This is a genomic window from Pseudomonas sp. EL_65y_Pfl2_R95, assembly GCF_963971045.1.
Taxonomy (GTDB): domain Bacteria; phylum Pseudomonadota; class Gammaproteobacteria; order Pseudomonadales; family Pseudomonadaceae; genus Aquipseudomonas.
This window is the reverse complement of sequence record NZ_CAXAOV010000004.1, coordinates 422,755-445,690: the sequence shown is the minus strand read 5'-3', so window position 1 is coordinate 445,690 and position 22,936 is coordinate 422,755. Positions and strand designations below refer to the sequence as shown.

General features: G+C 56.0%; 26 protein-coding genes. 16 read left to right on the top strand and 10 right to left on the bottom strand.

What is annotated here, in order from left to right; translation table 11 throughout:
- Window positions 1-21: 21 nt before the first annotated feature.
- From AACY09_RS15500 to AACY09_RS15485, 4 genes are all read left to right on the top strand, one after another.
- On the top strand, window positions 22-1,503 hold the full coding sequence (locus AACY09_RS15500) for a mannitol dehydrogenase family protein (RefSeq protein ID WP_339489275.1): 1,482 nt from the start codon (window positions 22-24) through the stop codon (window positions 1,501-1,503).
- Window positions 1,504-1,610: 107 nt separating this feature from the next.
- The gene (gene xylB, locus AACY09_RS15495; RefSeq protein ID WP_339489274.1) at window positions 1,611-3,098 is read left to right on the top strand and encodes a xylulokinase; all 1,488 of its coding nucleotides are present in this window, start codon (window positions 1,611-1,613) and stop codon (window positions 3,096-3,098) included.
- An 88-nt stretch (window positions 3,099-3,186) separates the two neighbouring features.
- The gene (locus AACY09_RS15490; RefSeq protein WP_339489273.1) at window positions 3,187-4,128 is read left to right on the top strand and encodes a carbohydrate kinase family protein; all 942 of its coding nucleotides are present in this window, start codon (window positions 3,187-3,189) and stop codon (window positions 4,126-4,128) included.
- A gap of 316 nt (window positions 4,129-4,444) precedes the next feature.
- Window positions 4,445-5,155: a carbonic anhydrase gene (locus AACY09_RS15485; protein WP_339489272.1), complete on the top strand. Its 711-nt coding sequence runs from the start codon at window positions 4,445-4,447 to the stop codon at window positions 5,153-5,155.
- A 60-nt stretch (window positions 5,156-5,215) separates the two neighbouring features.
- Here the strand turns inward: AACY09_RS15485 and AACY09_RS15480 are convergent, their stop codons facing one another.
- Complete coding sequence (locus AACY09_RS15480) at window positions 5,216-5,872, bottom strand: hypothetical protein (protein ID WP_339489271.1); 657 nt, start codon at window positions 5,870-5,872, stop codon at window positions 5,216-5,218.
- Between the two features lie 527 nt (window positions 5,873-6,399).
- Between AACY09_RS15480 and coxB the strand changes: the two genes are divergently transcribed.
- The 4 genes from coxB to AACY09_RS15460 are packed head-to-tail and all read left to right on the top strand — an operon-like array spanning window position 6,400 to window position 10,604.
- Window positions 6,400-7,527, top strand: a complete 1,128-nt coding sequence (coxB, locus tag AACY09_RS15475) for a cytochrome c oxidase subunit II (RefSeq protein ID WP_339489268.1) — start codon at window positions 6,400-6,402, stop codon at window positions 7,525-7,527.
- A 1-nt stretch (window position 7,528) separates the two neighbouring features.
- Complete coding sequence (gene ctaD / locus AACY09_RS15470; RefSeq protein WP_339489267.1) at window positions 7,529-9,118, top strand: cytochrome c oxidase subunit I; 1,590 nt, start codon at window positions 7,529-7,531, stop codon at window positions 9,116-9,118.
- 9 nt (window positions 9,119-9,127) lie between these two features.
- Window positions 9,128-9,682 (top strand): cytochrome c oxidase assembly protein, encoded by a 555-nt coding sequence (locus AACY09_RS15465; protein ID WP_339489265.1) that lies wholly within the window; start codon window positions 9,128-9,130, stop codon window positions 9,680-9,682.
- Between the two features lie 34 nt (window positions 9,683-9,716).
- Window positions 9,717-10,604 (top strand): cytochrome c oxidase subunit 3, encoded by an 888-nt coding sequence (locus tag AACY09_RS15460; RefSeq protein ID WP_339489263.1) that lies wholly within the window; start codon window positions 9,717-9,719, stop codon window positions 10,602-10,604.
- Window positions 10,605-10,629: 25 nt separating this feature from the next.
- On the opposite strand, the gene AACY09_RS15455 is transcribed toward AACY09_RS15460, so the two are convergent.
- Window positions 10,630-10,833 (bottom strand): twin transmembrane helix small protein, encoded by a 204-nt coding sequence (locus AACY09_RS15455; protein ID WP_339489262.1) that lies wholly within the window; start codon window positions 10,831-10,833, stop codon window positions 10,630-10,632.
- Between the two features lie 85 nt (window positions 10,834-10,918).
- Here AACY09_RS15455 and AACY09_RS15450 point away from each other — a divergent pair, with 85 nt between their 5' ends.
- Genes AACY09_RS15450 through AACY09_RS15430 form a run of 5 tightly spaced genes read left to right on the top strand, consistent with a single transcriptional unit; the run spans window position 10,919 to window position 14,876 of the window.
- Window positions 10,919-11,650, top strand: coding sequence for an SURF1 family protein (locus AACY09_RS15450; protein ID WP_339489261.1), 732 nt, complete (start codon window positions 10,919-10,921; stop codon window positions 11,648-11,650).
- Complete coding sequence (locus tag AACY09_RS15445; protein ID WP_339489259.1) at window positions 11,625-12,221, top strand: hypothetical protein; 597 nt, start codon at window positions 11,625-11,627, stop codon at window positions 12,219-12,221. Before AACY09_RS15450 ends, AACY09_RS15445 begins: the two co-directional genes overlap by 26 nt.
- A gap of 30 nt (window positions 12,222-12,251) precedes the next feature.
- On the top strand, window positions 12,252-13,310 hold the full coding sequence (locus tag AACY09_RS15440; protein ID WP_339489385.1) for a COX15/CtaA family protein: 1,059 nt from the start codon (window positions 12,252-12,254) through the stop codon (window positions 13,308-13,310).
- A gap of 19 nt (window positions 13,311-13,329) precedes the next feature.
- Window positions 13,330-14,229, top strand: coding sequence for a heme o synthase (cyoE, locus tag AACY09_RS15435; protein ID WP_339489258.1), 900 nt, complete (start codon window positions 13,330-13,332; stop codon window positions 14,227-14,229).
- Window positions 14,230-14,240: 11 nt separating this feature from the next.
- Window positions 14,241-14,876 carry an SCO family protein gene (locus AACY09_RS15430; RefSeq protein ID WP_339489256.1) on the top strand — a complete coding sequence of 212 codons (636 nt, stop codon included), beginning with the start codon at window positions 14,241-14,243 and terminating at the stop codon, window positions 14,874-14,876.
- A 51-nt stretch (window positions 14,877-14,927) separates the two neighbouring features.
- On the opposite strand, the gene AACY09_RS15425 is transcribed toward AACY09_RS15430, so the two are convergent.
- Entirely contained in the window at window positions 14,928-15,353 is a 426-nt protein-coding gene (locus AACY09_RS15425) for a VOC family protein (RefSeq protein ID WP_339489255.1), read from the bottom strand.
- A 112-nt stretch (window positions 15,354-15,465) separates the two neighbouring features.
- Here AACY09_RS15425 and AACY09_RS15420 point away from each other — a divergent pair, with 112 nt between their 5' ends.
- The 3 genes from AACY09_RS15420 to AACY09_RS15410 are packed head-to-tail and all read left to right on the top strand — an operon-like array spanning window position 15,466 to window position 16,995.
- Entirely contained in the window at window positions 15,466-16,329 is an 864-nt protein-coding gene (locus AACY09_RS15420) for a LysR family transcriptional regulator (RefSeq protein ID WP_339489252.1), read from the top strand.
- A 49-nt stretch (window positions 16,330-16,378) separates the two neighbouring features.
- Window positions 16,379-16,720: a type II toxin-antitoxin system RelE/ParE family toxin gene (locus AACY09_RS15415; protein ID WP_339489251.1), complete on the top strand. Its 342-nt coding sequence runs from the start codon at window positions 16,379-16,381 to the stop codon at window positions 16,718-16,720.
- A complete protein-coding gene (locus AACY09_RS15410; RefSeq protein ID WP_339489250.1) occupies window positions 16,717-16,995 on the top strand; it encodes a helix-turn-helix domain-containing protein in 279 nt (92 codons plus the stop codon). Before AACY09_RS15415 ends, AACY09_RS15410 begins: the two co-directional genes overlap by 4 nt.
- Window positions 16,996-17,126: 131 nt before the next feature.
- Here AACY09_RS15410 and AACY09_RS15405 read toward each other — a convergent pair whose 3' ends face one another.
- The 7 genes from AACY09_RS15405 to AACY09_RS15375 form a co-directional block, all read right to left on the bottom strand.
- Window positions 17,127-17,900, bottom strand: coding sequence for a MetQ/NlpA family ABC transporter substrate-binding protein (locus AACY09_RS15405; protein WP_339489248.1), 774 nt, complete (start codon window positions 17,898-17,900; stop codon window positions 17,127-17,129).
- Window positions 17,901-17,986: 86 nt separating this feature from the next.
- Complete coding sequence (locus tag AACY09_RS15400; protein ID WP_339489247.1) at window positions 17,987-18,652, bottom strand: methionine ABC transporter permease; 666 nt, start codon at window positions 18,650-18,652, stop codon at window positions 17,987-17,989.
- Complete coding sequence (locus tag AACY09_RS15395; RefSeq protein ID WP_339489246.1) at window positions 18,652-19,659, bottom strand: methionine ABC transporter ATP-binding protein; 1,008 nt, start codon at window positions 19,657-19,659, stop codon at window positions 18,652-18,654. The genes AACY09_RS15400 and AACY09_RS15395 overlap by 1 nt, the downstream gene beginning before the upstream one ends.
- A gap of 263 nt (window positions 19,660-19,922) precedes the next feature.
- Window positions 19,923-20,798 carry a PA5502 family lipoprotein gene (locus AACY09_RS15390; RefSeq protein ID WP_339489244.1) on the bottom strand — a complete coding sequence of 292 codons (876 nt, stop codon included), beginning with the start codon at window positions 20,796-20,798 and terminating at the stop codon, window positions 19,923-19,925.
- Window positions 20,799-20,848: 50 nt separating this feature from the next.
- Window positions 20,849-21,637, bottom strand: coding sequence for a zinc ABC transporter permease subunit ZnuB (gene znuB, locus AACY09_RS15385; protein WP_339489243.1), 789 nt, complete (start codon window positions 21,635-21,637; stop codon window positions 20,849-20,851).
- Window positions 21,637-22,422: a zinc ABC transporter ATP-binding protein ZnuC gene (gene znuC / locus AACY09_RS15380; RefSeq protein ID WP_339489241.1), complete on the bottom strand. Its 786-nt coding sequence runs from the start codon at window positions 22,420-22,422 to the stop codon at window positions 21,637-21,639. Before znuC ends, znuB begins: the two co-directional genes overlap by 1 nt.
- On the bottom strand, window positions 22,419-22,904 hold the full coding sequence (locus tag AACY09_RS15375) for a Fur family transcriptional regulator (protein ID WP_339489240.1): 486 nt from the start codon (window positions 22,902-22,904) through the stop codon (window positions 22,419-22,421). Before AACY09_RS15375 ends, znuC begins: the two co-directional genes overlap by 4 nt.
- Between the last annotated feature and the right edge of the window lie 32 nt (window positions 22,905-22,936).

The following is a 22,936-nucleotide window of genomic DNA, read 5'->3' as shown; positions in this document are numbered from 1 at the left end:
GCGGCTTGCCAAGGAACTCCGATGAAACTCAATCGCCAGAACTTATCCAAGCTTGCCGCTGATATTGGTCAACCCAGTGAGCACTCCCAAGTTGTCGCTGAAGGTATGGTCCACATTGGTGTCGGCGGCTTTCATCGCGCGCATCAAGCGGTCTATACCGACGCCTTGATCAACCAAGGCGAAGCTGCCGAGTGGGGTATCTGCGGTGTCGGATTGCGCGCAGAAGACCGGGCAATGCGCGACGCATTGGCCGCACAGGACCATTTATATACCCTGGTTCAACTGGCAGATGAGCCGGGCGCTGAAGTCCGGGTAATCGGCTCGATCCGCAATATGCTTTTGGCCGAAGACTCGGCGCAGGCGTTGATCGACAAGCTCAGTGATGCGCAGGTGAAAATTGTTTCACTGACCATTACCGAAGGCGGCTATTGCATGGACGACAGCACAGGCGAGTTTATCGCCACACTGCCGCAAATCCAGCATGACCTCGCGCACCCGCACGCGCCCCGCAGCGTCTTCGGTTTTCTCTGTGCGGCGCTGGCCCAACGCCGTGCAGCGAACATTCCAGCGTTCACCTTGATGTCCTGCGATAACCTGCCGCATAACGGCGCAGTGACCCGCAAGGCCTTACTCAGCTTTGCCCATTTGCTCAATCATGATCTGGCCACCTGGATTGACGCTCACGTCAGTTTCCCCAATGCCATGGTTGACCGCATCACGCCGATGACCAAAGACAACCACCGTCAACAGCTTGCCGCCCAGCACGGTATTGAAGATGCCTGGCCGGTGGTCTGTGAACCCTTTGTGCAGTGGGTGCTGGAAGACAAGTTCTGCAACGGCCGCCCCGCGTGGGAAAAGGTTGGCGTGCAGTTTACCGACGACGTCAGCCCCTATGAAGAGATGAAGATCAAGTTGCTTAACGGCAGCCATCTGGCACTGACATATCTGGGCTTCCTCAAGGGCTACCGCTTCGTCCATCAAACCATGGACGACGAGTTGATGCGCAATTACATCCGCCGGTTTATGGATGTGGATGTGACCCCGCAGTTGGCCTCGGTGCCGGGTATCGATTTGGGTGACTACAAGGACACCCTGATTGAGCGCTTTTCCAATCAGGCAATTGCCGACCAGCTGGAGCGCGTGTGCTCGGATGGTTCATCGAAATTCGCGAAATTTATCGTCCCAACCCTTAATCAATTGATCGTTGAAGGCAAGCCGCTGGACTCAGCGGCGCTGGTCGTAGCGGCATGGGCGCTGTATCTCAAGGAAGTGGATGAACAGGGCGAGCGCTACAACATGATTGATCCGCGTGCAGACTATTGCCGCACGCTGGTCAGCGACGATGCGCGGCTAACTGAGCGGGTCTTGGGCGCTGAAAGCATCTTTGGCCCAGCGCTGGCTGCATCGCCTGCGTTTGTTCAGGCCTTCGAGCGCAACCTGCAGCGCCTGCGCACCCTTGGTGTCAGCGGCACCTTGCAAGCGCTGCTAGCGGACGAAACATAGCGTTTCTTACAAGCACCATAACCTTGCAGCGATAAAGCGTGACGCAAGGCTCAAATCAGGATTGCGCCGAGCACTGACACCTCGGCGGTACACGCGGTAAAGCAACCATGTATTTAGGTATCGATTGCGGCACCCAAGGCACCAAAGCACTGATCCTTAACCCTGAAACAGGCGAGGTCTTGGGACAAGGCAGCGCCTCGCATCAATTGATCAGCGGCCCAAACGGACGCCGCGAGCAGCATGTTGATCAGTGGCTAACAGCGCTTGAGCAAGCAACCCATGCGGCGCTGCAGCAGGCTGGCCTCTCAGGCCAGGCGATTAAGGGCATGGCCGTTTCGGGCCAGCAACATGGTTTGGTTTTGCTTGACCAGCAGGGAACAGTGCTGCGCCCGGCCAAGCTCTGGTGCGACACCGAATCAACAGCTGAAAACCAGAAGTTGCTTGACGATTTGGGCGGTGAAGCCGGATCTATCGAGCGTCTTGGCGTGGCTATAGCCCCCGGTTACACACTGTCCAAGTTGCTTTGGACTCAACGCCATCACCCCAAAATCTATGCGCAAATCGCGCACATCCTGTTGCCCCACGACTACATCAACTACTGGCTGACTGGACGATGCTGCAGTGAATATGGTGATGCCTCAGGCACCGGCTATTTCAACATTCGCACCCGCACGTGGGACACCGAGCTACTGGATCACTTAGATCCAACTGGCCGCTTGATCAAGGCATTGCCAGAGCTGATCGAACCCGACCAACCCGTCGGCACTTTGCGGGCAGAGGCTGCCCAACGGCTGCATTTAAACCCCGATGTCATCGTGGCCAGCGGTGGCGGTGACAATATGATGGGGGCAATCGGCACCGGCAATATTCGCCCCGGGGCGATCACCATGAGCCTTGGCACTTCCGGCACTTTATATGCCTATGGCGACCAACCCGTGATCAGCAGCCATCCGCAGGTCGCGGCGTTTTGTTCATCGTCGGGAGGTTGGTTACCGCTGATTTGCACCATGAACCTGACCAGCGCCAGCGGACTGATACAACACCTGCTAGAACTCAATCTGGATGACTTTGCCACCTTGGTAGACTCGGCGCCAATCGGCGCTGATGGCCTGCTGCTGATGCCGTTCTTCAACGGTGAACGCGTGCCTGCATTGCCCCATGCAACAGCGAGCCTCAGCGGTATTACCAGCGAAAACCTCAACCGCGCGAACCTGTGCCGGGCCGTGGTTGAAGGCACATTATTCAGTCTGCGCTATGGCCTTGATCTGTTACGTGACAGCGGAATTAAGAGCCGAGAGATCCGTTTGATTGGCGGCGCTGCGAAAAGCCCAATGTGGCGTCAAGCCGTTGCCGACATTATGGCAACACCCCTGGTTTGCCCTGAACACACTGAAGCAGCGGCCTTGGGTGCGGCTATTCAAGCGGCTTGGTGCGCGGCCAAATTAAGCGGCAAATCGGTTTCTCTGGACCTATTATGCAATGCCTGTGTACGTCTCGATCAGAGCACCCAAACGGACCCAGACCCACGACGCAGTGCGCAATACGAGGTGGCTTACCAACGCTATCTTCAGCAGCTAACCAGCTTGAGTAATTAAGCTTTAACGTGGCGACTCGGTTGCAACACTTGCTTGACTGAGTTCGATACCGCCGTAGCACTGAGCTACGGCTGCCTAGGAGTGCTTCATGTATCTGGTGTGTGGCGAAGCGTTATTCGATTTTTTCAGCCTGGAGCCCAGCCCACGCAATAGCGAGGTTGAGTTCAAAGCAGTGGCCGGTGGTTCGCCATTCAATGTAGCAATCGGCTTGCGCCGCCTGGGGGTTGAGTCAGCGCTGTTTACCGGTATCTCGACTGACTACTTTGGCCTGCGCTTGCGCCGCGTTCTCGCTGAAGAAGGTGTGGCCGATGACTACCTTGTCGGCTCCGATGCGCCCACAACACTGGCCATGGTTGGGCTAGATCAGCAGGGTTCGCCACAGTACTCGTTTCGCGGCGAAGGCTGTGCCGATCGCCAGCTGCACAGCGCAGATATACCGCAACTCGACGCTCGCGTGCGCGGCATCCATGTCGGCTCATACTCTTTAGTGGTCAAGCCGGTGGCGGATACGCTGCTTGAGTTGATTACAGCGCAGTACCCGCAACGATTGATCAGTTACGACCCCAATGTGCGGCTTAATCCGCAACCAGATATTGCGCTGTGGCGGATTAGCGTTGAAACCTTGGTCAACTACGCGCACATGATCAAGGTCAGTGATGAAGACCTTGAACTGCTTTACCCAGGCCAAGACCCGCAAGTGCTGGTCCACAGCTGGCTAAGTGAGCGTTGCCAGCTGATCTTTTTGACCCGCGGCCAACAAGGTGCAAGCGTATTCAGTTATCAACACGGCCATTGGGATATTCCTTCGGTGCCTGTAATCACTCGTGACACGGTAGGCGCAGGTGATACCTTTCAAGCAGCCCTGCTCGCGTATCTGCAGCGCAACGATTTGGATTCCCCTGCTGGACTGGCCAGCATCAGTCGCTGGCACGTTGACGCCATGCTTAAGCTGGCCGTACAAGCGGCGGCAATTACCTGCTCACGTACCGGCCCGGACTTGCCCTTCTGGTCCGAAGTCAAAGACCTTTAGCGCTTGAACTGATAGCTGCCCGTGAGCGACTCAAGGATCCTGCCTTCAATACACAGGCGACTGCGCCAGTCATTTGGCTAAATGCAGTTACAAAAAGCTTTTTTTGAGTGCAGTCGCCTTGTAAATTCGGCGGTCAGAACATAGATCTGGCTACCCAATGCGAGTTTGCAAGCGAGCAATGCTACGCTGCTATCTTGAATTGAAAGTTGTGACCCGCAGACTTTTTTGACTGTCCAGTAGTGGCCTGATGAAACCGGCAGAGGATTAACCTCAGCCGGCGGGCTTCGATATTTCCGTGGTTTTCGAGGTTGGCAGCATGGATAAAAAACAAGTAGACGCCCCCGTAGCAGAAAGTGCAGATGAGGCGTTGCAGCATATTGTTGATGGCTTCAGGCGCTTTCGTAAGGAAGTCTTTCCTCAGCAAGAGGAATTGTTCAAGAAGCTCGCACATGAGCAAACCCCGCGCGCCATGTTTATCACCTGCGCCGACTCGCGCATCGTTCCGGAACTGATCACTCAAACCAGCCCGGGTGACTTGTTCGTCACGCGCAACGTTGGCAACGTGGTCCCACCTTACGGGCAGATGATGGGTGGGGTATCAACCGCAATCGAATTTGCGGTCATGGCGCTTAATGTTCACCACATCATTATTTGCGGTCACTCGGACTGCGGTGCAATGAAGGCGGTGCTCAACCCAGAGTCCCTGGAGCGCATGCCAACGGTGAAAGCCTGGCTGCGCCATGCCGAAGTGGCAAAAACCGTCGTCGCCGAAAATTGCGGCTGCGTCGATCACACCACCCTTGGCGTGCTGACCAAAGAAAACGTGCTGGCGCAACTCGATCACTTGCGTACCCACCCTTCTGTGGCGGCGAAAATTGCCAGTGGCCAGCTGTTTGTCCATGGCTGGGTTTACGACATCGAGACCAGTGAGATCGTCGCTTATGATGCCGAACTCGGTGAGTTTCGCTCGATTGACGAGGGGCCGATGCCCCTGGCCACGCCACGGGCTCGCTACCGGCACGACTAATCAGCCAGCGGCGGCTGATTGACGGCGATAACCGCACTGATCACGGTTATCGCCGAGATTTTACGGAGTAACGCGCTGCGTATCCAGCACCAGCTCAACCCCAAGCTGAGCCGAGAAGCACGGCCAGCGCTGCCAGGCGGCTGCAGTTTTCGGCGCGTTCAAGCGCTCGCGATACGCCTGTACCGAATCTTGCTTGAAGCTGTCTTCATTGAGCATACCCAGCACCGTACGATGCACCGCTTCGTCCAGTTGGTTAGCGAATGGCTCGCCGATCAACTGGTGCGCGACCAGATTGGCAACCGTTGTATCCAAGGGAATTAATGGCTGGCCGAAATGACCGATGTACAGGTCGTTGACCTCCTCTACCAGCCGATGCGCCAGATAGGCTTCATCCAGCAGGCCATCGAGGCCTTCGTGACCGGACATTAGTGCCGGTGGCTGCAGGAAAAACTGCTCGGCGACCTTGAGCACGGGTTTTATCTGGTCTTCTATGCCCGCCTCGACTGCCACCTGGGCGGCGGCGTCGATGACTTGCGGTACCTCTTCAATATAAGCGGTCACGAAGCCAATCAGCGCGGCTAACGGGTTGGCCGACGGCAGGCGAATGGAGGGATGAATGTGATTAATTTGCGCCTGCAGCTGCGCGGCCAATTGGCCACTTTTCGCCTCATGATGCAGCGCTTTTTCGATCATTTCACGTAAAGCAGGGGTATTCATGGCAGCTCCTTCAAACGAGGGCTTAGGTGCTTAAGTGGCAGCGGGCAGGCCAATAATTTTATGGCACCACGACGAACTGCTGGTGGGTAGTCACTCCATAGACAAAGGTTGAATCTAAAGATTACGGGCACCCGGGCCGTGGTCGACTCCTGACTGAACAGACCCGTGCAACCCTAGTTGCTGTGCGTTTGAGTTTAAGACGAGATTGTCATAACTCAATATTTTTCTATATCAGCCAGCTATATGCGTGACTTGCCAACCAATGCCAAGCCCCGTCAGCCGTGGAGTTACCCACTCGCCCAACTATGTATTAGCCATTTAGGCTTTCACATTGCGGGCTGCTGGGCGCCGACTATACTCCAGAGCGATAGGCACTGCTTGATGGAACCGGACGGGCTTCGGCACGGAGAGGGCTTGACAGTTGTTGCTACAGATTCTGGCCGTTAACACGCGCCAGGGCTTGGCAGTCGATCCCTTTGCCGCAGGCTACGCCGGCGGGATAACAAGAATGATAAGGGGAACCCGCAATGTCGCGACATCCACGTGTTTGGATGGGCCTGCTGCTGTGGTTGGCGTTCAGTACCGCTGAGGCGGCCTGGACTGTCAACATGACACCAGGAGCTACCGAGGTAAGCCGCACCGTTTTCGATCTGCACATGACCATCTTCTGGATCTGTGTGGTCATTGGTGTAATCGTGTTTGGCGCCATGTTCTGGTCGATGTTTATTCACCGTCGCTCAACTGGCCAGGTACCCGCCAACTTCCATGAAAGCACCACGGTCGAGATTCTCTGGACCATCGTGCCCTTGGCGATTCTGGTGTTAATGGCCATCCCCGCGACCAAAACCCTGATTGATATCTACGACACCTCAGAGTCAGACGTTGATATTCAGATCACGGGGTATCAATGGAAGTGGCATTACAAGTATCTGGGCCAGGATGTTGAGTTCTTCAGCAACCTGGCGACGCCCTCCACGCAAATCCACAATCAGGCCGAAAAAGGTGAGCACTACCTGCTTGAGGTGGACCAGCCGTTGGTCGTTCCGGTGGGTGAAAAAATCCGCTTTCTGATTACCTCCGCCGACGTGATTCATGCGTGGTGGGTGCCTGCACTGGCAGTGAAGAAAGATGCGATTCCAGGCTTTATCAACGAGTCATGGACCCGCATTGACAAGCCAGGCATTTATCGCGGCCAGTGCGCTGAGCTGTGCGGTAAAGACCACGGCTTTATGCCCATTGTGGTTGAGGCCAAGTCCAAGCCTGATTACGAGAAGTGGCTAGCCGAACAAAAAGCCGAAACGGCGAAGCTTAAAGAGCTGACCGAGAAAGACTGGACGCTTGAGGAGTTGGTTGCACGCGGCGATAAGATTTACCACACCACATGCGCCTCATGTCACCAACCTGAAGGCCAAGGCTTGCCGCCTATGTTCCCGGCACTGGATGGTTCAAAAGTCGCCACAGGGCCGAAAGAGGATCACCTCAGTAAGGTGTTCCATGGTGTGCCGGGCACGGCGATGGCCGCCTTCGGCAAACAACTCTCTGAAGTGGATATCGCCGCGGTGGTGACCTACGAGCGTAATGCCTGGGGCAACAAGGTTGGCGATATGGTCACCCCAAAAGAAGTGCTAGAGCTCAAGCAAGCCGAGGAGCAATGACATGAGTGCAGTGATCGACCACGGTCATGCAGGGCATGACCATCACCACGGCCCAGCTAAAGGCCTAATGCGTTGGGTGCTGACTACCAACCACAAAGATATTGGCACCATGTACCTCTGGTTCAGCTTCGCCATGTTCCTGCTCGGCGGCAGCTTTGCCATGGTCATTCGTGCTGAGTTATTCCAGCCCGGCCTGCAGATCGTACAGCCGGAATTCTTCAACCAGATGACCACCATGCACGGCCTGATCATGGTCTTCGGCGCGGTCATGCCTGCGTTTGTCGGGCTGGCCAACTGGATGGTGCCGCTGATGATTGGCGCGCCAGACATGGCCCTGCCGCGGATGAACAACTTTAGCTTCTGGTTGCTGCCGGCAGCCTTCAGCTTGCTGGTCAGCACCTTGTTTATGCCGGGTGGCGGGCCGAACTTTGGCTGGACCTTCTACGCGCCACTGTCGACGACATACGCACCTGAAAGCGTGACCTTTTTCATCTTCGCCATCCACTTGATGGGGGTCAGTTCGATCATGGGTGGGATCAACATCATTGCGACCATCCTCAATCTGCGTGCGCCTGGCATGACCCTTATGAAAATGCCGCTGTTCGTCTGGACCTGGCTTATCACCGCCTTTCTGCTCATTGCAGTAATGCCAGTGCTGGCGGGGGTGGTGACCATGATGCTGATGGATATTCACTTCGGCACCAGCTTCTTCAGCGCGGCTGGCGGGGGTGACCCGGTGTTGTTCCAGCATGTGTTCTGGTTCTTCGGGCACCCCGAGGTGTACATCATGATCCTGCCGGCATTTGGTGCCGTCAGCGCGATAATCCCGGCCTTCGCACGCAAGCCATTGTTTGGCTATACCTCGATGGTTTATGCGACGGCCTCGATTGCCTTTCTGTCGTTTATCGTCTGGGCCCACCACATGTTCACCGTCGGTATTCCCCTGACCGGTGAGCTGTTCTTCATGTACGCAACGATGTTGATTGCGGTACCGACCGGGGTGAAGGTGTTCAACTGGGCCAGCACCATGTGGCAAGGCTCAATGACCTTTGAGACACCGATGCTGTTCGCCGTGGCCTTCGTCATCCTGTTCACCATCGGTGGTTTCTCCGGACTGATGCTGGCGATTGCACCGGCTGACTTCCAGTATCACGACACCTACTTTGTGGTGGCCCACTTCCACTATGTACTGGTGCCCGGTGCGATCTTCGGCATCTTTGCCTCGGCTTACTACTGGCTGCCAAAGTGGACCGGCCATATGTATGACGAGACCCTTGGCAAGCTGCATTTCTGGATGAGCTTTGTCGGCATGAACATGACCTTCTTCCCCATGCACTTCGTGGGGCTGGCAGGCATGCCGCGGCGGATTCCGGACTACAACCTGATGTTTGCCAACTTCAACATGGTCTCCTCCATTGGCGCGTTTATGTTCGGGGCCACGCAGTTGCTGTTCCTGTTCATTGTCATCAAGTGCATTCGTGGCGGCAAACCTGCGCCAGCCAAGCCTTGGGACGGTGCCGATGGTTTGGAGTGGACGATTCCGTCGCCTGCGCCTTACCACACCTTCAGCACGCCACCTGAAGTTAAATAAGGAGCCTTTATGAGCAGTCAAACACCTAACCGCCGTCTTGTACTCCGCCTGTTAGGTGTGGTGGTGGGGATGTTTGCCTTCGGCTTTGCCTTGGTGCCGCTTTATGACGTGATGTGCCAGGCGTTCGGCATCAATGGCAAGACCAGCGGCGCTGCCTATGAAGGCGTTCAAGTTGAGAATACCCAGCGAGAAGTGCGGGTACAGTTTCTGGCCACCAACAACATCGACATGCCATGGGTGTTCAAGCCCATGGCCGATGACATCGTTGTACACCCAGGCGGCACCAACCAGATGCTGTTTGTAGCCAGTAACCCGACGGACAAGCCGATGACAGCTCAAGCTATCCCCAGTATCGCGCCGTCCGAAGCCGCTGCCTATTTTCACAAGACCGAATGCTTCTGCTTCAGCCAGCAAATACTCCAACCCGGCGAGCGTATTGAAATGCCGGTGCGATTTATCGTTGATAAAGACTTACCCGCCGACGTGCACCACCTGACGCTGGCGTACACCTTGTTTGATGTCACTGCCCGCATACCGCCGGTAGCGCAGGTTAATCATAAGTAATGAGCGTAGTTTCGCCTTAATAAGGAGAACAAAGATGGCGTCTCACGAAACGTATTACGTACCACCACAAAGCAAGTGGCCAATCATTGCCACGCTAGGCATGCTGATTAGTGTCTTCGGGGTCGGCACCTGGTTCAATGATATGTCGGCCAACCGCCCGGACTCCCATGGGCCACTAATCTTCTTTATTGGCGGGTTGTTCATGGCCTATATGCTGTTTGGCTGGTTCAGCAACGTGATCAAAGAAAGCGACGCAGGCCTCTATAGCCCGCAAATGGATCGCTCGTTCCGTTGGGGCATGAGCTGGTTCATCTTTTCTGAGGTGATGTTCTTTGCTGCGTTCTTCGGCGCACTCTTCTACGTTCGCCATCTTGCCGGGCCATGGCTTGGCGGTGAAGGCGCTAAAGGCGTTGCCAATATGCTGTGGCCGAGCTTTGAGTTCAGTTGGCCGCTGCTGCATACCCCAGACCCAAAACTGTTTCCGCCACCCAGCGGAGTGATCGACCCTTGGCACCTGCCACTGATCAATACCATCTTGCTGGTCAGTTCCAGCTTCACCGTGACATTCGCCCACCACGCCCTAAAAAAGAACCACCGCGGCGCACTCAAAGCCTGGCTGGCATTGACTGTTCTGCTCGGGGTGGCGTTTTTGTTTCTACAGGCCTACGAATACTACGAAGCCTACAACCATTTGGGGTTGACGCTGGGTTCAGGGATTTATGGCGCAACCTTTTTCATGCTCACCGGTTTCCACGGCGCGCACGTAACCATGGGCGCGCTGATTCTGTTCGTGATGCTGATGCGTGTCATGAAGGGCCACTTCAACCCGGATAAACACTTCGGTTTTGAAGCCGCCAGTTGGTATTGGCACTTCGTCGATGTGGTCTGGCTTGGCCTGTTTATCTTCGTCTACGTGCTCTGACCGGTGCCAACGCACCTATAACGAGTTACCAAGAAACATGGCTAACCAACTGACCGCTGTAAAACCCCCAAGCGATAAGCGCCAGGGTTGCAGCGGCCAAACTGACTCGGACGGTCAGCGAGTTGACCACTCGCGAACCATGGCCTTCGTCTTTAACCAAAAAGAACAGGCCGCTGAACAAGCTGACCAGGGTCGCAAGCAGGAGAAGGATGATCGCGGCTTTTAACATGCGTGGCTCCTTTAAAACTCCGGGGGAGATAAATGCGCTTAACCAGCAGTATAGCCAGCTCCGCCAGGTCACTTAGGCAGATGTCATGAGCGGCTTTCGTCCGGGCGTGATTCCAAGCATAGCAGTGCTGGTCTTGCTGCCTGTGCTGGTTGGCCTGGGCTTTTGGCAACTCGACCGTGCCGAACAAAAACGGCAAATGCTCGCTGCCCACCAACTGCAAGAGATCGCCGCACCGATCAGTCTCAATCAGCTCGAGGGGCAAACTGACCGCGCCTACGTGCGGGTCAAGTTGCAGGGTTCTTTTGACACCCAGCACAGCCTGTTGCTGGATAACCGTATTCGCGACGGTCATGCCGGCGTTGAAGTTCTTCAGCCTTTCTACGATCAAATCAGCGGCTTGTGGGTGCTGCTTAATCGCGGCTGGCTGCCCTGGGCCGACCGACGCGTAACCCCGACATTCAGTACCCCGGACTCATCACTGCAACTCAATGCCACAGTCTATGTATCACTGGGTGATGCTTTGCAATTGCAGGACGTGGCCACCGCTAACGTCTGGCCCAAATTGATCACCAAAGTCGACGCCAAAACCCTGTGGCAGCAACTCGGCCGCGCCGGCTTGGCCGAGGAGCTGCGAATCGAACCGGGCCCTGCTGCATTTGAAACCCAGTGGCCGGTGGTCTCAATGAGTCCTGACAAACACCTTGGCTACGCCGTGCAGTGGTTCGCAATGGCGCTGACTCTGGTCGGGTTATTTATTTACTTAGGCGTGCATAACGCACGGGAGCCGCGCAATGAACCCAAGCATCACCATGCCTGATACCCCGGCTAGAAGCCGACTTAGCGGACGCCTGCAACTGCTGCTGATACTGGCCATCGTGGTTGGTCCGATGGTACTGGCAACGGCGATGTATTACGGCAATTTTTGGGTGCCGCAGAGTCGCAGTTATCACGGTGAACTCCTCGCCAACGGCCCAACGCTTGAGAGCTTGGGCGTCAGCGACGCAGCGGATAAACGCTGGCAGTTATTGGTCACCGCGCCAAATGATTGCGCGAACGACTGCAGAAAACTAGTGTTCCTGGCCCGCCAAATCAATATCGGCCTTAACCGCGAAGCCACCCGAGCGACCCATACGCTCGCCACCAGTCTAGTCGTTAGCCGCGATTATGACAGCCAGCTGAAACGCGAATATCCCCAGCTGACGCAGCACGCTTTGGAATTGACCCACTACCAGAAAACCCTGGAACAAACGGACGCCAAAGCGGGTGAGGCACAACTGTGGATTGTCGACCCACACGGCAATCTGGTGCTGCGTTATGACAGCAGCAACACGGGCAAGGAAGCGCTGAAAGATCTGCTGTATATGCTCAAACTGTCGCGCATTGGCTAAAAGCGGATGTGCACTTAAGGAGTGTGCGTGATGACTAAACCGGGCTATCGCTTTGCATTGTTTGCCACATTGCTTACGGCCGTTGTGGTGGTGCTTGGCGCTTATACGCGCCTCAGCCACTCCGGGCTCGGTTGTCCGGACTGGCCAGGTTGTTACGGATTTATCGGGGTGCCCATGAGTGACCACACTCAAGGCTTGGCGGCAGCGCGATTCCCGGAAGCGCCCGTCGAGGTCGCAAAGGGTTGGGCGGAGATGATCCATCGCTACTTTGCCGGTACCCTTGGCTTGGTCATCCTGGGCTTAGCTGTTCATGCGCTGAAGCAACACGGCCGCGCTGCACAACCGATGAAGCTGCCCCTGCTGCTGCTTGGCTTGGTGATCTTACAAGGCGCTTTCGGCATGTGGACCGTCACCCTCAAGCTCTGGCCGCAAGTGGTGACCCTGCATTTGCTTGGCGGCTTTGCCACCTTGAGCCTGCTGTTTTTGTTGACCTTGCGCTTGTCAGGTCGGGCGCCTGTCATACCGAATATACCTGCACGACTGAGACTACTCGCCGGCGCCGCACTGGCCTTGGTTATCGGTCAGATTGCCTTGGGCGGATGGGTCAGCAGTAACTATGCGGCGGTCGCCTGCGTCGACCTCCCCAGATGCCATGGCGAATGGTGGCCAGCAATGGACTTCGCCAACGGCTTCCACCTCAGCCAGCATATCGGCCCGAATTATCTGGGCGGCCAACTCGACAGTGACGCCCGCACCGCCATTCACATGACGCATCGGATCGGCGCGATGCTCGTCACCTGCATCCTGCTGCTATTGGCTTGGCAGTTGCGCGCAGCAGGTCTGCGTCGTCTGGCTGGGGCAGTAGTGCTGGCGCTGGCCGTGCAGGTTTGCCTGGGCATCAGCAATGTGATTTTTCATCTGCCGCTGGTGGTTGCCGTGGCCCACAACGCCGGCGGTGCTGGATTACTGATGTGCACTATTTTGGTTAATTACTGCGTACGAGCACCGGCACCCGCCCGTGCCCCAGCGAAAAAATCCAAACCCACTTTGCGGCACAAGTCAGGCGCCCTGCAAGCGTCGAACGCCTAGAACAACAAGGAGTCACCCTATGGCAACTCTATTACGCGAACAGGCGACACACCTGAGCTGGAGAGACTTTCTCGAGCTGACCAAACCCCGGGTCGTGGTGCTGATGCTAATCACTTCACTGGTGGGTATGTTTCTCGCAACGCGCGCCGGCGTGACGTGGCAGGTATTGATCTTCGGCAATCTCGGCATTGGCTTATGCGCAGGCGCCGCCGCTGCGGTGAACCATGTGGTTGACCGCCGTATCGACTCGATCATGGCGCGAACCCATAAACGCCCGGTCACTTCAGGGCGGATGTCTCCCGCGATAGCGCTGAGCTTTGCATTGCTCCTGGCCGTTAGCGGGATGGTGCTGTTATTGGCATTTACCAACGAGCTGGCAGCCTGGCTGACACTGGCGTCGCTGCTCGGATATGCGGTGCTCTACACCGGCTTTTTGAAGCGTGCGACGCCGCAGAATATCGTTATCGGCGGTTTGGCTGGCGCAGCCCCTCCGCTGCTTGGCTGGGTGGCGGTCACGGGGCATATCAGCGCCGAACCGCTGCTGCTGGTGTTGATTATCTTCGCCTGGACACCCCCGCACTTCTGGGCGCTGGCCATTCACCGTAAAGAGGAATACGCCAAGGCCGATATCCCTATGCTGCCGGTCACCCATGGCGAGCATTACACAAAGGTTCACATCATTCTTTACACCTGCATGATGTTCGCCGTTACCCTGCTGCCTTACGCGATTCACATGAGCGGCATGCTGTACCTGGCTTGCGCGGTTATTCTGGGCGCACGCTTTCTGCAGTGGTCGCTGGTGCTGTACCGTGACAGCAAACCGCACGCAGCGATCAACACCTTCAAGTACAGTATCTGGTACCTGTTTCTGTTGTTCATCGCCTTGCTGGTGGATCACTACTTCTTCTTCAACTTATAGATTTTGGTGCTATGACCCGTACTCAGACTACCGTTTTTGTTCTTGTCGCAGTCGTTGCTCTGGTATTGGGGCTCACGGTCAACAAGGTGCTCAACAGCAAGGCTCAGGCTGATCCAACCAAGCTTCTCGATGCCGGGATTGTGTTGTTGCCACAAGGCCGGGACGTGCCCCAAGTGGATTTGCTTGACCAAGACGGCAAGCCGTTCAAAACCGAGCAGCTGAAAGACAAGTGGAGCCTGCTGTTTTTCGGCTACACCTTTTGCCCGGACATTTGCCCAGCCACCTTGGCGGAGCTGCGTGAACTGCAAAAAATGATGCCCAAAGAGGCTGTGGATAACTTACGGGTGGTGCTGGTCAGCGTTGACCCAAATCGCGATACACCCGCGCAACTGAAAAAATACCTCGGTTACTTCGATCCAAGCTTTATGGGTTTGACCGGTGATGAAAAGGTCATCGAAAAACTCGCCAATGGCGTCAGCATTCCGTTTATTCCGGCCGACACCAGCAAGCCAAACTACACCGTCGATCACAGCGGCAACCTGGTGATTATTGGCCCGGACGGCAGACAACGCGGCTTTATCCGCTCGCCGCTAAATAACCAAAAGCTCGCGGCTGAATTGCCAGCGCTGTTAACTCAGAAAGACTAACAGCTAGGCCAGCGCAAACTCCGTCTGGAATTTTCGCTGGCCACCAAATGCTTACTTCGCAAACATCTGCGACAAGTCTTTAAAGGCTTTGAACTCAAGCGCGTTACCGCAGGGATCAAACAGGAACATGGTCGCTTGCTCACCGACCTGCCCTTTGAAACGCACATAGGGCTCGATCACAAACTCTGTCTGTCGATCGCGCAGCCGCTGCGCCAGCTGTTCCCAATCCTGCCAACCTAATACCACACCAAAATGCGGCACCGGCACGTCATGACCGTCGACCGGGTTGCTCTGCGCCTGAGATTGCGAATCGGTCTTTGGGCTCTCATGGATGACCAACTGGTGGCCAAAGAAATCAAAGTCGACCCAGTGATCGCTGCTACGACCTTCAGGGCAACCGAATACCTCACCATAAAAGTGCCGAGCAGCCTTCAAGTCATAAACCGGTATAGCTAGGTGGAATGGAGCGAGTGCCATGCTGATGTCCTGTTGAGATTAACTGATGGCTTCAGTCTAGCTACAGTAAAAATGATTAAAAGCGAATATTATTGCGCCTAAGCTCAAATAAAACTGATCAATCGAGGCGTCAATGCTCCGCGAGCTCAAAACCTTTTTACTGGTCGCCAAGCACGGCACCTTTGCCGCGGCGGGCCAGCACGCCGGCCTCACCCAGTCAGCGGTCAGCGCACAAATGCGCGTGCTGGAACAGGGTTTGGGGTTGCGCTTGTTTGACCGTAGTGGCCGCGCTGCGGTACTCAACGCAGCGGGCCGTCACGCCCTGCCATTGGCCGAACAAATGCTCGGGCTCTACGCGCAAATGGCCGTGCCCACAGCATTGGCAGAATGGCGCGGCGAGTTGAAAGTCGGGGCAATCGCCAGTGTTCAAACTGGCTTGTTGCCGGACGCACTGCCGCGCTTTCGCACGCTGGCGGCGCAGGTCGAGGTGAAGATAATTCCGGGGGTTTCCTTAAACCTGTTAGGCCAGGTCGATGCCGGTGAAATTGACCTCGCGCTGCTGATCAAGCCACCCTTTGAATTGCCCAAAGAGCTGCTTGAAGTCAGCCTGGCGCGTGAGCCTTTTGTGCTGATCACCCCGCTGTCTGTCACCCTTGATGAGCCGCTGCGAATTCTCGCCGAGCAACCCTTCGTACGCTACGATCGACGCTCGTTCGGTGGCAAGTTGGTGAGTAAGTTCTTGCGCGAACAGCAGATTGATGTGCGCGACACCTTAGAGCTCGATGAGCTTGAGGCCATCGTCCGCATGGTTGAAAACGGCATGGGCGTATCGCTGATTCCACGCGCAGGTCTCTGGCTGCAACGGCCAACTCAGTTGCGGATCATTGAACTGGGCCCGCTGACCTTCCACCGTGAACTGGTCGCCCTGCTCCGCCGCGCCCAGCGCCAGCCAGCGTTGGATTGTTTGCTTGAATGTTTAAGCGCGGTGAACACTTAGCCGACAAAAGGGCGTGTTTATTTAATACAAATTTTTGTATGGTTGGTTGATGAATGGAACTCATAGGCCCCTGCGTTTTTGTGGAAATGCACTCAAGGATTTGTGCAGTTTTCCCGAAAAGGCCCGCAGAGAAGCTGGTCACCAACTGGATCATATTCAGCTAGGTCGTGACCCAGCAGATTGGCGATCAATGGCAAGTATCGGTGCTGGTGTTCGTGAAATACGTATTCATGAAACATCTTCAGCATACCGCGTAATCTATGTAACGAAGGTCGAAGACGCCGTTTACGTGCTGCATTGCTTTGAGAAAAAATCCCAGAAGACCAGCCGCTCAGACCTAGTGCTGGCCAGCCAACGACTAAAGGACTTGATGAAGGAGTTAGGCCCGTGAGCCAGAGTTTTGAAAGCGTCTGGGATGCCATTGAAGACAACCCGGTCCAAGCTGCAAACATGAAACTGCGTTCCGCCTTGATGATCGCGCTGAAAGATTGCATCGCAGCTAAAGGCTTATCGCAGGCTCAGGCTGCCAAGCTGCTAGGCGTAACTCAACCGCGCATCTCTGACCTGCTTCGCGGCAAGATCACGCTGTTCAGCATCGATACGCTGATCAATATGCTAACGACGGCTGGATTGCATGTAGAACTGCAAATCGCACAAGTGGCCTAAGCACCAGCAAGCCGTGGGATATGCAAAAAGGCACCTTGCCTTTGGCAATACAGATCAGCACAGCGATGGCTTTCACCCGTAAAAAAGCCGCTCCAAGAGCGGCTTTCGTAGCGGTAAGCTTCAGCATTCAATTAGAACGCTGGAACGATCGCACCTTTGTACTTATCAACGATAAAGGCTTTGACTTCAGGGCTATTCAGCGCCTTGGCCAGTTTCTGCATGGCAGGGCTGTCTTTGTTGTCTTCCCGGGCAACCAGGATGTTCACATAGGGTGATTTGCTGTCTTCGATCACCAGCGCGTCTTTGGTTGGGTTGAGCTTGGCTTCCAATGCATAGTTGGTGTTGATCAACGCGAGGTCAACTTGGGTCAGCACACGGGCCAATGTTGCCGCTTCAAGCGCACGGAACTTGAGGTTCTTCGGGTTCTCAACCACATCTTTCGGCGTCGCCGAGATGTTGTTCGAGTCCTTCAGTTTAATCAGACCGGCTTTCTCCAACAGCAGCAGCGCGCGGCCGCCGTTAGTGGCATCGTTCGGAATCACGACAGTCGCGCCTTGTGGCAACTCGTCGAGGCTCTTGTGCTTGGTCGAATAAGCACCAAAGGGTTCAACGTGGACACCGGTAACGCTGACCAGCTTGGTGCCACGGCTCTTGTTGAACTCATCCAAGTACGGCTGGTGCTGAAAGAAGTTGGCGTCCAGACGCTTTTCAGCCACCTGTACGTTTGGCTGTACGTAGTCAGTGAACACTTTGACGTCCAGTTCAACGCCTTCTTTGGCCAGCATTGGCTTAACGAACTCGAGGATCTCGGCATGGGGTACAGCGGTGGCCGCAACGCTCAGGGGTTCAGCCTGTGCAGCAAAGGCCGCAACAGTTGCGAAGGCAGCAACGAGCAACTTTTTCATCATGTATCTCCTTGTGGGATGTTACGCGGCGGGCCGCACTGTTCTATTAATTGAGTTCCGTCGCAAGCCAGATGCGCTGGCTGCAATCATTTGCGTGAAAAGTGCACCACCAGCTTGTCGCCAACGCTTTGCAGAATCTGCACAAGCACCAGCAAGAGCACCACGGTGACCAGCATTACGTCTGGCTGGTAGCGCTGATAACCGTAGCGCACAGCGAGATCACCCAGACCACCGCCGCCAATCAGGCCGGACATCGCAGTGTAGGAAACCAAGGTAATTGCCGTCACCGTGATCGCCGCGAAGATGCCGGGCAAGGCCTCTGGGAGCAGCGCGTTGATAACGATCTGTTTGGTGGTCGCACCCATTGCCTGCGTCGCTTCGATAATGCCTTTATCGACCTCACGCAGCGCGGTCTCGACCAATCGAGCGAAGAATGGCGTAGCGCCAACCACCAACGGTGGAATGGCCCCGGCGACGCCCAATGAAGTACCGGTAACAACCACTGTCACTGGGATCATCACAATCAACAGGATCACAAAGGGCACAGAACGCAGGATATTAACCAGCAGCGATAGCAGGCCGTAGAAGGCTTTTTGCTCGAACATCTGCCGTGGGCTGGTCAAAAACAACAGCACGCCAAGGGGCAGGCCGAGCAATACGGTAAACAGCAGCGAGCCGCCGAGCATGCTCAAGGTGTCGAGGCTGGCCTGCCAGATTTCGACCCAATCGACATTGGGAAATAGGCTTTCCATTAGCGCAGCACCTCCAAGTGAACATCTGCCGCCGCGAAGCAGGCGATGGCCGCCTCCACGTCACCGCCGGTCAGGGCCAGCGTCAGTTGGCCGTAAGGCGTGTCTTTAATGCGGTCGATACGACCGGCGAGAATGCTGTAATCGACCCCCGTCTGGCGAGCGACAGTGCCCAGCAGCGGTGCGTAGGTTGCATCGCCCTGGAAGGTCAGGCGCATGATGCGGCCTTCAACATGGGCAAAGTCGTCGTGCTGCTCTTGCTCATCGACGTGCTCGGATTCCTGCACAAAGCGCTTGGTGGTGCTGTGCTGTGGATGCAGAAACACATCAGCCACCGGGCCCTGCTCAACAATAACCCCAGCGTCCATCACCGCAACGCGATCGCACACCCGTCGGATAACATCCATTTCATGGGTAATCAGGACGATGGTCAGGTTCAGTTCGCGGTTGATTTCAGCCAGCAACTGCAGGACCGATGCAGTGGTTTGCGGGTCGAGCGCGCTCGTGGCTTCGTCACAAAGCAGAATCTTCGGCTCAGTGGCCAGCGCCCGGGCAATGCCGACGCGCTGTTTCTGGCCGCCGGATAACTGCGCAGGATACTTTTGTGCATGATCGCTCAAGCCTACGCGGGCGAGCAATTGCGCGACACGCTTGTCGAGATCAGCCCGTGACAACTTGCCGGCCAGTTTCAGTGGCAGGGCAACGTTGTCCGCTACGGTTTTCGACGATAGCAAGTTGAAATGCTGAAAGATCATTCCGACTTGCTGGCGAAAGCCTCGCAGGCCGTTGGCATCAAGGGCCGTGACTTCTTCGCCATCAATATCGATGCGTCCGCCTGACGGTTGTTCAAGGCGGTTGATCAGGCGCAGCAGGGTACTTTTACCGGCACCGGAATGGCCGATAATGCCGAACACTTCGCCACGGGTGATGTTCAAGTCGGTCGGCTGTAGCGCCGCTATCGCTTGGCCATTGACGTGGTACGCCTTATGGACCTGTTGAAAATTGATCACGCGGTAAACCTTTTGGGTTTTCAAAATGCGGGGTAAGCGCAAAAAGGTTGCGTAGTTTACCCGCAGCTCTATAGGTCTCAAAAATCTTTGTAGACCTATGGTTATAACGAAATCGAACTAACGATCATGGTTCTCAGCGTAGGTTAGCTGGCGGCTCAATTAACGCCGTACAGGCTAATACACACACCAGCCGCTAGTGCCCTGCTGCATACATGCGCATGACCGGCAATTATATTACCGGCCATGGTTAGCCGATTGGCTAACTACAGATTCGGCTGTGGGCTGAGCAACAAACGCGGCACGGAATCAGCCTTGATGGTGTAACTCAGGCTCGCTTTGTAATGGGGGTCAATCCGCTTGATGCGCGCATTGAGTAACGCGGCAACCCAGGGATAGTCTTTACTTTCGCGGACTTGAATATGCACAGCGCAATTGAAGTGCACGACATCAGACGCCGCCTTGTCGAGCAATTGGCGCAAGCTGTCGTTGTCCTGATTATCCAGCATCGGCATCGATACCAGGCTGTGCGCTTGCGATGGATTGATTACCTGCGCCTTGGGCTTACCCGGCGTTCTGCTGCCCACAGGAGGTTCGGCTAACCGGGCAACACCCAGCACCGCCGCTTGCGTTTCGGCGGCTTGGCGCAATAGTTGGGCTTGCTCAAGGCGGGCGGCGTCAGCTTTGGCACCTGCAGCACGCTGTTCTTGGGCGGCGCTAAGCTCGGTTTCACGGGCTTTGGCAATAGCCCCATCAAGACCTGTGGTCAGCGCGGGGGCTTGCGGCATCATGCTCCGCGCGCGACCCAAGGCGGTGGTCGCAGTATTGAGATCACCGGTCTGCAAGGCCTGTTGACCCTGATGCAGATAGGCCTCGGCCAGTTGCCGCTGGTAGGACTCAAGACGCGTGTCGCCCGCTGCACTCAGTTTCAAGGCATCGAGTTGCTGCTCGGCAGCTGCCAGATCACCGCTGCGCAGTGTTTGATCGAGCTGATTGAAACCGCTAACCAATGGATCAGTCGGCAGATTGGCCTCTTGAGGCGCGTGTTGGCAAGCCGCCAACACCAGCAAAGTCGCGACGATAAACAGGCGACGTAAGGCTAAGGACATCATGCTGTTGGTCTCGAATTGAACGAAAAACACGCAAGTTTACACCAGCAAGGCGGCAGACCACGAATCTGCCACCCGAGGCCTCAAGCGTGACGCTTGGGCAGCGCAAAGCTAAGCAAGAACAGACTGGCGGCAGACACCACAATCGAAGGCCCCGCCGGCGTGTCCTCAAACCATGAAAGGCTCAGGCCACAGCACACGGCAACGATGCCCAACAGGCTCGCACCGAATGCCATTTGTTCAGGTGTTCGAGCGTGACGCTGAGCCGCAGCAGCCGGAATGATCAGTAACGAGGTAATCAATAATACGCCGACTATTTTCATCGCCACCGCAATCACCACGGCAATCAACAGCATCAAGCTCAGCCGAATCGCCGCCACCGGCAGGCCTTCAACCTTGGCCAACTCTTCATGCACGGTAATCGCCAGCAATGGCCGCCAGAGAATAGCCAGCAGTACCAGCACCAGCGCGCTGCCGCCGAGAATCCAAGCCAGATCGGTCGGGCTGACTGCCAGCAAGTCGCCAAACAGATAGCCCATCAAATCGATGCGCACATCATGCATAAAGCTCAAGACCACCAAGCCAAGGGACAAAGTGCTGTGGGCGAGAATCCCGAGCAAGGTATCGGAGGCCAGCGGCTGGCGGGTTTGCAGTGTTACCAGCAGCGCCGCAATCAATACGCAGCCGACAGTCACAGCGAGCATTGGACTGACATCCAGCATCAAGCCCAGTGCCACACCGAGCAAGGCCGCATGCGACAGCGTATCGCCGAAATAAGCCATACGCCGCCACACCACGAACGAGCCGAGCGGGCCAGCCACCAGCGCCAATGCCAAACCGGCAACCAGCGCGTTAATTAAAAAGTCAGCCATTATTGATCCGCGCTCCCCGGCGCGTGCCCGCAATCGGGGCCATGTACATGAGGGGTCACAACGCCGCCGTGCAGATCGTGAGCGTGGTCGTGATGGTGGTGATAGACCGCCAGGCTTTTGGCATCCTGGCCAAACAGTTCGACAAACGCCGGGTCGCCGCTGACTTGTTCAGGATGACCCGAACAACACACATGACGATTCAGGCAAACCACCTTGTCGGTGGTGCTCATCACCAAATGCAGGTCATGCGACACCATCAAAACGCCGCAATGGTGGCGGTCACGCAGGCGAGTAATCAACCGGTACAACTCGGCTTGCCCTGCCACATCAACGCCCTGCACCGGCTCATCGAGCACCAGTAACTCGGGCTCACGCAGCAATGCCCGGGCCAACAAGACCCGCTGTAACTCCCCGCCGGAAACGGTTTGCAAAGGGCTGTCGATAACCTGCTCAGCGCCGACTTCTGCCAAGGCCGACAGTGCTTTGCTGCGATCAACGCCCGGCACCAAGCGCAGAAAGCGCAGCACCGTCAGCGGTAACGTGGCGTCAACATGCAGCTTTTGCGGCATATAGCCGACGCGCAACTTGGACTTGCGCCAGACATTGCCGGTATCGATTTTCAACAACCCGAGCACGGCCCGCACCAGCGTGGTTTTACCGGCGCCATTGGGCCCAATCAAGGTGACTATTTCGCCTGGATTGACGCTCAGCTGGACGTTCTCAAGCACGGCCTGGCCAGAAAAATGAACGCCGACATCTTCAAGCCGTATCAGCGTGTCACTCATTTTGGCTCCCGGCAGGCAGCGCACAAACCCACCACTTCGACGGTTTCGCTTTCAACCGTAAAACCGAGGCTTTTTGCGCTCTGCACAATGGCCTGGCTGATTTTTTCATGCTCAACTTCGACCGCCACATGGCAATCGCGGCAGATTAGAAACTGACCTTGATGCGCATGCTCAGGCTGATTACAGCCAACAAAAGCATTGAGCGAGGCGATGCGATGCACCAAACCGTTTTCCAACAGAAAATCCAGCGCACGGTAGACCGTTGGCGGTGCAGCCCGGCGACCGTCTTCTTCACTGAGCACGCCAAGGATGTCGTAAGCACCCAGCGGCTTGTGGCTCTGCCAGACCAACTCAAGCACACGCTTGCGCAATGCAGTCAGGCGCGTGCCTTGGCGCAAACAGATATGTTCGGCTTCAGCCAAAGCATGGCTGACGCAGTGCGAATGGTCGTGGGGGCGAGAGGCAAGCGGTGTCTGAGTCATGGGCAGCGACGTTTTGATTAAGAGACGTTATT